The following is a 3,152-nucleotide window of genomic DNA, read 5'->3' on the forward strand; positions in this document are numbered from 1 at the left end:
CTAATTCTTGTGGGGCTACCATTTCGAATTCCTCCCTTTACATCAGAGCGACAGGTTCTCACGTTCCAAGTAAAAGCCTGAAATAAGTTCACGCTACCTCAATACCGGATGTCATCTGGACAGTAAGTAGATTGCCTCCAGATTTATCCTAATGCGCCGTTACCCATTAGTTTTGACACCAACGTAATTGCTTTCGATACGTCATCAGCAGTTCGCTTGCGCTCGTCTCCTTATTCCTTACCTGACATATTTGTTATGCCTTTTTCCTTAACGCTCACTACCATGGCTCTTTACCACAGCAGCTTAAGGTGGTTTGAAATCAACATCTACATGTCGAATTCGAGAGACCTACTCTCATCTTCTACTCAGCATGGCGCATGTATCCATGCACCTTCGTGACACACTAACGGCTCGCAATCATAAACGACTCAACCCGCAAACAGAACACAAATTTGACCCAAATTACATGCGACTATAATTTATCTTTAACCCACTTTAATTGCCACCAGCCAAAATCTGACCCACATTAATTGCGAATGCCCCCAATTTATTTGCCACTATAATTTTCATCCAGGCCAAGCTCAAACAAAATTTTTTCTTATCAGGCATTAGACTATCGCATTGTGAGCATTTATTTACCTTTTTATTTTCATAATGTACAATGTATGAATCAATAAATCAAAAAATACACCAAAATAGCTATTCACTTTTTTCATGTTCAGTTCCATCATGTTTATAAATTGAATGAAATTATTTAGTCGTCAGGGACGGGCAAAATTACCTCTATTTTTTAGACTTTAAAAGGATAAATATGAAATTAACTAAGCTACGCCAATTATTAAAAGATTATGAACAAACGTGGTATATACGTAAATATATTTATGGCGATCATGATGACGCCATCAAAATTAGACAATATTTAAAAACCTTCGAAAATGAATCAGCTGATTATGAGTTAACTGCCTCTGATATTTTTAGGCTGATAAAAATAATTCCTATTAATAGCAACTTACAGTTAATACAATCAATAAAAAGTGAATTTAGTTCCAATTATTTTTTTGAAATTTTTGAGGTTATGGATAGTTCTGGCATTGTTAATGAAAATAACTTTTCTATTATATATGGTCTTTCGTATGAAGGACGTTATTTTTTATATAATTTATTTTGTTATCCTCTATCAAAACCCATTACTTTAAGTCCAGAAGTCTTTGAAACAGTTTTAACTATGTCTTGTAACTTGCCGTATTCTCGCGAAAAAATAGAGCAGTGTTTGCGATTATTGGATAGAAAAAATCATCTCACTCATACGAGACTAAGTTTAATTAATGAAAACGCGAATCAAGCACATAGTCTTTTTCAGATACTGCAAGAACTTGATAAAGTAAATTGTTTGAATGAAACAAGCTTAAGTCATCTTGGAAATCAAAAGTCACTTTCTTCTATAGAGTCTCTTCTTTCACTGCTAAATCGTGCAAAAATTACTATAAATGATGAATTAATTAAATTGATATGTACTAATAACAATCTCCACTATTTGGTAGAAATATCATCTATTTTAATTGAGTCTAAAGAATATTGTTTAACTGTTGAAACTTTTACTATGCTTTTGAAGCAAGAATTTACGTTTTTCTTAGAGAAAAATTCCATTTTAAAATTATTACAACAGAACAACATGTTAGATAGTAAAGCATTCGATTACGTTTGTAATAATGATGTTTATTCATTTGGGCAAATTTTAAAAATTCTATCTGCTGAATCGTTACTAAAAAATAATCAGGAACTAATTGGTAAACTGCTGAATAAAGAGTTTGATGCTTATCGATTCTACAGAGCAATTAGTTTACTTAAAAAAGCAGATCTTTTAGATATAAAGTCACTTGATTTATGCATAAAATTAATTTTGCTAAAACCACAGCGTGATTCATTTAGAAGTGATGTATTTGATTTGTTCAATCTACTTGATCAAGCTAATTTTAATATTAAAAAAGAAATGTTAGAACCTTTTTTTTCATTGACTGAATCTAATATTCAGCGGCTGAACGGAATGGTTTCAAATCTCATAGCAAGTAAACTTCTAGATCATAATACGCTTGAAAAGGCATTGCAAAGAGTAATTGAAAAATTACCACTCGTTTTGGAATCAACTGCAGTTAAAAAAAGCAGAAAAAATACCAGCTCTCCAAAATCTGAGATTATCTTGGATAGTAAGAATCATTTTTTTACGGAGCATTCCAAGCAATATGAAAGCGGGGGGTTTGGTAAAGTCAAAAAAGGTTACAGTTCCGCTGATACTCATATTCCTTTATATGGAGTTAAAAAATTAGCAGAATCGGATCTCATTAAAGCCCAACAAGAAGCGACGCGAGAAGTTAAATATCATCGTTTACTTGGACGACAAGCTTTTTATTTTTCTAATAAAAGTAGGACAAGTATCGTTGCTGAATGGCAACATGAAAAAGGACTTCACCTTTTTAATTCAAGTGAATTAATTCAAGTGTCTTTTGAAAAAAGGTTGCTATGTCTTACCTCTGGACTATCTGATCTTAATACTCTTCATAATCACTATCGTGTACATGGGGATGTTAAGTGTCAAAATTTTGTTATAGATTTAAAAAACTCGACCATGAAGCTTATTGATTTTGGCACATCACATAAAAGAGGCTCGTCTAAATCTTTCGCATGGACCCCTCATTATCTTGATCCTCATACTTTTGGAGATCACTTTTGTAAAGATTTATATGCTATGGGAATTGTAACAATGTGCTTATTTCCAGAATTATATACAGTTACTTTTGATAAGGGTAAAACAGATGTATCTGTTAATAAGTCTATTTTCACAACTGCTGAACAAGCGGTTGTTAATCTTGTTAATTCGATGATGCATCCAAGTCATAGCGTAAGATGCACTAGCGAAGATGCATTAACTTATTGTAGTAAGTTAATTAATAATTTTGACAATCTTGATGGGATGATATTGAAGCAAATATCCAGCATAAGTATAAATCGTTCAAATACAACATCTGAAGATGTGCTTCGTGGAGTGATACGTGCATCAATCTAGTACCGTTTTCAGTTTGTATAGGCTAACCTCTCAAAACTAAATGGAAACGGTATTAGGATTACCAGCTCGCAGAACCCTAGTTAAAAGCGGA

1 protein-coding gene is annotated in these 3,152 nt (G+C 32.8%); it reads left to right on the plus strand.

Annotated features, from left to right (window positions below; genetic code table 11):
- Window positions 1-811 precede the first annotated feature (811 nt).
- The gene (locus tag QM652_RS14365) at window positions 812-3,061 is read left to right on the plus strand and encodes a protein kinase domain-containing protein (protein ID WP_415076987.1); all 2,250 of its coding nucleotides are present in this window, start codon (window positions 812-814) and stop codon (window positions 3,059-3,061) included.
- The last annotated feature ends 91 nt before the right edge of the window (window positions 3,062-3,152 follow it).

Source organism: Legionella sp. (assembly GCF_047605385.1).
In the GTDB taxonomy this organism is placed as follows: Bacteria; Pseudomonadota; Gammaproteobacteria; order Legionellales; family Legionellaceae; genus Legionella.

What these genes read in the sequence shown, in the direction of transcription:
- QM652_RS14365 (WP_415076987.1), top strand. Translation starts at nt 812, where the DNA reads ATGAAATTAACTAAGCTACGCCAATTATTAAAAGATTATGAACAAACG.